Genomic DNA, 4,868 nt, shown 5'->3' on the forward strand with positions numbered 1-4,868 from the left:
GGTCGAACGGATGACGCCCTCGACCACCTTGCCGTAGAGCTTCTTCTCGCCGAACGCGCCGTACGCCCGGTGCACGGCCAGGTCCTCGTCGGACAGCAGCGTGAGGGTGAGGGCGTCACGCTCCCGGAACGTCGCCAGCTTGGCCGGCTTGTCCTTGGAGACCCCGAGCACCTCGTAGCCCGCACCCCGCAGCGAGTCGAGCGACTCGGTGAAGTCGCACGCCTGCGTGGTGCAGCCGGGCGTCATCGCGGCGGGGTAGAAGTAGACGATCACCTTGCGGCCGCGCAGGTCGGCCAGTCGCACCTCGTCCCCGGTGTCGGAGGTGAGGGTGAAGTCGGGGGCGTCGTCGCCGGCGGCGAGGCGGTCGGTCATCCGGGATCTCCTGGGGTGGGGCCCGTGAGTGGGGCCCGGTCGTTGTTGCAAACCAGATGCAATAAGGTCACAGTGAGGTGGGCGGCGGTTCGGGGGAACCCCGCCCACCCGCAATCTACCCATCGACCCAGGAGCCCGGCATGCACGTCCCTGACGGTTTCCTGGACGCGCCGACGTCCGTCGCGACCGGGGTGGTCGCGATCGCCGGCGTCGGTCTCGCCCTGCGGGGCGCCCGCCGTGAGCTCGACGACCGCACCGCCCCGATGGCCGGTCTGGTCGCGACCTTCGTCTTCGCTGGCCAGATGATCAACTTCCCCGTCGCGGGAGGGACCAGCGGTCACCTGCTCGGCGGCGCGCTCGCCGCGGTGCTCGTCGGTCCCTACACGGGCGCGCTGTGCATCAGCGTGGTGCTCCTCGTGCAGGCGCTGCTGATGGCCGACGGCGGCATCACGGCGCTGGGCACCAACATCACCCTCATGGCGCTGGTGGGTGCCGGCACGGGCTGGCTGGTGTTCGCCGCCGTGCGCCGCGTGCTGCCGAGCAGGCTGTCCATGGTCGCGCCCGCCGCCGGCCTGGCCGCGCTCGTCACGGTGCCGGTCGCGGCGCTGGCCTTCACCGCCCTCTTCGCCGTCGGCGGCACGGCCCCGATCCCGATGAGCACGGTGCTGACCACGATGCTCGGCTGGCACACCGTGATCGGCATCGGCGAGGCGGTCATCACGATGCTCGTCGTGGGCACGGTCGTGGCGACCCGCCCGGACCTCGTGCACGGTGCACGCCCTCTCATCGCCGCGCGCGAGCTCGAGATCCGCAGCGACGCGGGGGCCGTCCGATGACCCGCAACGTCCGGTTCTTCGCCGGCTTCCTGCTCGTCGCCCTGCTCGTCGCGGGTGTCGGCAGCTACTACGCCAGCACCCATCCCGACGGCCTCACCCACATGGCGGAGCAGACGGGCCTCATCGACCAGGAGAAGCCGTCGGCCGCGGCCGACGGACCCTTCTCGGGCTACTCCACCCGCGGCATCGACGACGACCGCCTCAGCGGCGGGGTCGCCGGAGTGGTCGGCTCGCTGACCACGCTCCTGATCGGTGGCGGCCTCTTCTGGTTGCTGCGCGGCCGTCGCCGCGACGACTCCTCCGACGGGGCCTGACGTGGGTGCCGGTCACGGCCACCGGCTGCACTTCCACGGGCACGGTCCGCTGCATCGCATGGCGGCCCATCACAAGCTGCTCGTCCTCGTCGGCTTCATGCTGCTCGTGGTGGCGACGCCTCGGGAGTGGTACGCCGCCTTCGCGGTCTACGCCGCCCTCGTCGTGGCCACCATCGTGGCGTCCGGGGTGCCGCCGGCCTACATAGGCCGGCGGATGGTGATCGAGGCACCGTTCGTGCTCTTCGCTGTCCTGGTGCCGTTCATCGCGACCGGCCCGCGGACCGAGGTGCTGGGGATCCCGCTCTCGGAGCCCGGGCTCGTCGCCGCCTTCGGCCTGCTGGCCAAGGGGACGATCGGTGTCGCGTCGTCGCTCACGTTCGCGGCGACCACCGAGCCCGACGACATCCTGCGCGGTCTCGAGCGGCTGCGCACCCCTGACCTGATCGTCCAGATCATGGGGTTCATGGTCCGGTACCTCGATGTCGTCACCGGCGAGCTGTCACGGATGCTCGTCGCCATGCGCTCGCGCGGGTGCGACCCCCGCTCGCCGAAGCACTGGCCGACCCTGGCGCGGGCCATGGGCGCGCTCTTCATCCGCTCCTACGAGCGCGGCGAGCGGATCCACCTCGCCATGCTCTCGCGCGGCTACACGGGTACCTTGCCCCGATGACGACCCCCGTGCTCGACGTACGCGGGCTCGCCTATGCCTACCCCGACGGCCACCAGGCGCTCTTCGGCGTCGACCTGCACGTGCACGAGGGGGAGAGGGTGGCCCTGCTGGGACCCAACGGCGCCGGCAAGACCACCCTCGTGCTCCACCTCAACGGCATCCTGGCCGCCGGGGCCGGCAGCGTCACGGTGAGCGGGCTGCCCGTGGACAAGCAGCACCTGGCCGAGATCCGCCGCCGGGTCGGCATCGTCTTCCAGGACCCCGACGACCAGCTGTTCCTGGGGTCGGTGCGCCAGGACGTCGCCTTCGGCCCCGCCAACCTCGGCCTCAGGGGAGCGGCCCTGGACGCGCGGGTGATGGAGGCGCTGGACCGGGTCGGGATGGCCGACTTCGTCGACCGGCCGCCGCACCACCTGTCCTTCGGCCAGCGGCGCAAGGTGGCGGTGGCCACGGTGCTCGCCATGGAGCCCGAGGTCCTGGTCCTGGACGAGCCGTCCTCCAACCTCGACCCGGCCTCGCGCCGCGAGCTCGCGGACATCCTGCGCAGCCTCGACGTGACGGTGCTGATGGTGACCCACGACCTCCCCTACGCCCTGCAGCTGTGCCCGCGAGCGGTGGTGCTCAGCGACGGCGCCGTGGTCGCCGACGGCCGCACGCTGGACGTGCTCACCGACGACGCGCTGATGCGTGCCCACCGCCTCGAGCTGCCGTGGGGCTTCGACCCGCGCACGGTTGGTAACCTTCCCGCGTGACCAATGAACTGAGCTCGCTGGAGCGCGAGATCGAGGAGACGCGTCAACGTCTCGCACAGACGATCGACCAGCTCGCCTACCGCGCCAGCCCCAAGACCATCGTCGGGCGCGAGGTGACCTCGGTGAAGTCGCACTTCGTCGACCTCGAGACCGGTGAGCCGCGCACCGACAACATCCTCAAGGTCGCCGGCGGTGTCGTGGGGACCCTCGTGCTCCTCGCGATCATCCGCAGGATCGTCCGCTGACCGACACCATGAGCGATCGCGCGCCGATCAAGATGCTGCACGACCGGATCATGGTCGAGGTCGACCAGGAGGCGGGCGAGCGCCGCTCCTCGGGCGGCATCGTCATCCCGGCGACCGCGGCGATGGGTGCGCGCCGACTGGCCTGGTCCCGCGTCATCGCCACGGGCCCCCATGCGCGGGCGGTCGAGGTGGGCGACCGGGTGCTCTTCGACCCCGAGGACAAGGCCGAGGTCGAGGTCCACGGCGAGGTGTACGTCGTCATGCGGGAGCGGGACGTGCACGCGGTCGCGGCGGAGCGGCTCGACCCCGGCTCGACCGGCCTCTACCTGTGAGCTCCCACCCGTGAGCGGCAACCGGCGCGACGCCGTCGTGATGGCGGAGGCGGAGGTCGACGCCTTCCTGGCCGAGCAGCGCAGCGCCACGGTCGCGACGATGGGCCCGCGGGGTCAGATCCACCTCGTCGGAATGTGGTACGCGTGGTTCGACGGCCACGTGTGGCTGGAGACCAAGCCGGCGTCGCAGAAGGTCGTCAACCTGCGCCGGGACCCCAGGATGAGCTTCCTCGTGGAGGCCGGCCACACCTACGACCAGCTGCGCGGTGTGGCGCTGGAGGGCGACGGGGTGGTCGTGGACGACCCCGACCTGCTCGAGCGGGTGTGCCTCCAGGTCTTCGAGCGCTACCAGGGCCCCTACACCGCGGCCCTGCGGCCCTTCCTCGAGGTGATGATGCACCGCCGGGTCGTTGTCCGGCTCGACATCGCCCGCACCCGTTCGTGGGACCACCGCAAGCTGGGCCTGCCGGCCATGGACCTCGGTGGCTCCACAGCTGCGTCGGTCACCGCACACACGACCCCGCCGGCCTGACGGGACGCGTCAGTCGCGGCAGGCGCGCACCCACGTGCCGGGGGCGTACGCCGCCACGGTGTGGGCCGCCTCGTCGGCGTACATGTCCTCCTGGACGTAGAGGAACCCGTCGCGGATGAAGAGTGACTTGCCCCGCTCGTGGGTGATGCTGGGGTGGTCCGTCGCGTCGGTGGTGGGCAGGTGAACGGTGATACCCATCGTGTGCTCCTCGGTCAGCAGGGTGAGGGGCAGCAGCCCCCCGGATGCGTCACGACCGTAGGACGACGCCGAGGACGCCTGCCCCAGTCCGTACGAATCATCCCCAATAAAGACGAGGGCGGATCAGTGCAGGGCCACCTTCAGCAGGGCCACCAGGATGCCGAGCCCCGCGCCGACGGCGGCGCTCGCCACCCTGCCCCAGGTGCCGAGGCCGCTGCGGGCCCCCGCCAGGTAGCTGTAGACGGTGAGCAGGCCGATGGTGGCGATCAGCGCGGTCCACGCCGACGTACGCAGGGACGCCCCGGCGAGGTCGGTGACCAGCAGGATGAGGATCGGGAGCACCGAGGCGCCGGCGATCGGCCAGGTCTCCAGCACGGCCAGGCGCAGCGACGACAAGGGGTGGTGCCTGTGGGTCACCGAGAAGCCGAGGGTGCGGGCGTGGAGGTGCGCCAGCCAGTAGACGAGCACGGTGCCGAAGATGGTGATGGACAGCTGGCCGGTCGAGTCCACGTGCCCGCCGGCGTACGCGATGGCGGCCGCGCACACGACCGTGCCGGTCAGCACGCCCTCGCCGCCGCTGATGAGCCCGAACGGGTCGGCCGGGTGCTGCGTGGCGG

10 protein-coding genes are annotated in these 4,868 nt (G+C 71.5%); 7 read left to right on the top strand and 3 right to left on the bottom strand.

Translation table 11 applies throughout. The features are described from left to right. The coding region (bcp, locus tag ACXJKL_RS14545) for a thioredoxin-dependent thiol peroxidase (RefSeq protein WP_457207759.1) at nt 1-372 on the bottom strand (372 nt) is incomplete at its 3' end. A 140-nt stretch (nt 373-512) separates the two neighbouring features. Between bcp and ACXJKL_RS14550 the strand changes: the two genes are divergently transcribed. The 7 genes from ACXJKL_RS14550 to ACXJKL_RS14580 are packed head-to-tail and all read left to right on the top strand — an operon-like array spanning nt 513 to nt 4,053. After that, nucleotides 513-1,208, top strand: coding sequence for an energy-coupling factor ABC transporter permease (locus ACXJKL_RS14550; protein WP_457207760.1), 696 nt, complete (start codon nt 513-515; stop codon nt 1,206-1,208). Then, nucleotides 1,205-1,522 (top strand): PDGLE domain-containing protein, encoded by a 318-nt coding sequence (locus tag ACXJKL_RS14555; protein WP_457207761.1) that lies wholly within the window; start codon nt 1,205-1,207, stop codon nt 1,520-1,522. The genes ACXJKL_RS14550 and ACXJKL_RS14555 overlap by 4 nt, the downstream gene beginning before the upstream one ends. Nucleotides 1,523-1,580: 58 nt before the next feature. After that, nucleotides 1,581-2,192: a cobalt ECF transporter T component CbiQ gene (gene cbiQ / locus ACXJKL_RS14560; protein WP_457207762.1), complete on the top strand. Its 612-nt coding sequence runs from the start codon at nt 1,581-1,583 to the stop codon at nt 2,190-2,192. Next, nucleotides 2,189-2,944 carry an energy-coupling factor ABC transporter ATP-binding protein gene (locus ACXJKL_RS14565; protein WP_457207763.1) on the top strand — a complete coding sequence of 252 codons (756 nt, stop codon included), beginning with the start codon at nt 2,189-2,191 and terminating at the stop codon, nt 2,942-2,944. Before cbiQ ends, ACXJKL_RS14565 begins: the two co-directional genes overlap by 4 nt. Continuing rightward, on the top strand, nt 2,941-3,189 hold the full coding sequence (locus ACXJKL_RS14570; protein WP_457207764.1) for a DUF3618 domain-containing protein: 249 nt from the start codon (nt 2,941-2,943) through the stop codon (nt 3,187-3,189). Before ACXJKL_RS14565 ends, ACXJKL_RS14570 begins: the two co-directional genes overlap by 4 nt. Nucleotides 3,190-3,197: 8 nt before the next feature. Then, nucleotides 3,198-3,521 (top strand): GroES family chaperonin, encoded by a 324-nt coding sequence (locus ACXJKL_RS14575; RefSeq protein ID WP_457207765.1) that lies wholly within the window; start codon nt 3,198-3,200, stop codon nt 3,519-3,521. Nucleotides 3,522-3,531: 10 nt separating this feature from the next. Next, entirely contained in the window at nt 3,532-4,053 is a 522-nt protein-coding gene (locus ACXJKL_RS14580) for a pyridoxamine 5'-phosphate oxidase family protein (RefSeq protein WP_457207766.1), read from the top strand. 9 nt (nt 4,054-4,062) lie between these two features. On the opposite strand, the gene ACXJKL_RS14585 is transcribed toward ACXJKL_RS14580, so the two are convergent. Both ACXJKL_RS14585 and ACXJKL_RS14590 read right to left on the bottom strand, forming a co-directional pair. Further along, nucleotides 4,063-4,251 carry a hypothetical protein gene (locus ACXJKL_RS14585; RefSeq protein WP_457207767.1) on the bottom strand — a complete coding sequence of 63 codons (189 nt, stop codon included), beginning with the start codon at nt 4,249-4,251 and terminating at the stop codon, nt 4,063-4,065. Between the two features lie 123 nt (nt 4,252-4,374). Continuing rightward, nucleotides 4,375-4,868: hypothetical protein (locus ACXJKL_RS14590; RefSeq protein WP_457207768.1), on the bottom strand; the 494-nt coding region annotated here is incomplete at its 5' end.

This window comes from Nocardioides sp. P5_C9_2 (assembly GCF_054049555.1).

Bases quoted from the DNA above. Each gene is read 5' to 3' on its own strand.
- ACXJKL_RS14550 (WP_457207760.1), top strand. From the start codon at position 513: ATGCACGTCCCTGACGGTTTCCTGGACGCGCCGACGTCCGTCGCGACC.
- ACXJKL_RS14555 (WP_457207761.1), top strand. From the start codon at position 1,205: ATGACCCGCAACGTCCGGTTCTTCGCCGGCTTCCTGCTCGTCGCCCTG.
- cbiQ (WP_457207762.1), top strand. From the start codon at position 1,581: ATGGCGGCCCATCACAAGCTGCTCGTCCTCGTCGGCTTCATGCTGCTC.
- ACXJKL_RS14565 (WP_457207763.1), top strand. From the start codon at position 2,189: ATGACGACCCCCGTGCTCGACGTACGCGGGCTCGCCTATGCCTACCCC.
- ACXJKL_RS14575 (WP_457207765.1), top strand. From the start codon at position 3,198: ATGAGCGATCGCGCGCCGATCAAGATGCTGCACGACCGGATCATGGTC.
- ACXJKL_RS14585 (WP_457207767.1), bottom strand. From the start codon at position 4,251: ATGGGTATCACCGTTCACCTGCCCACCACCGACGCGACGGACCACCCC.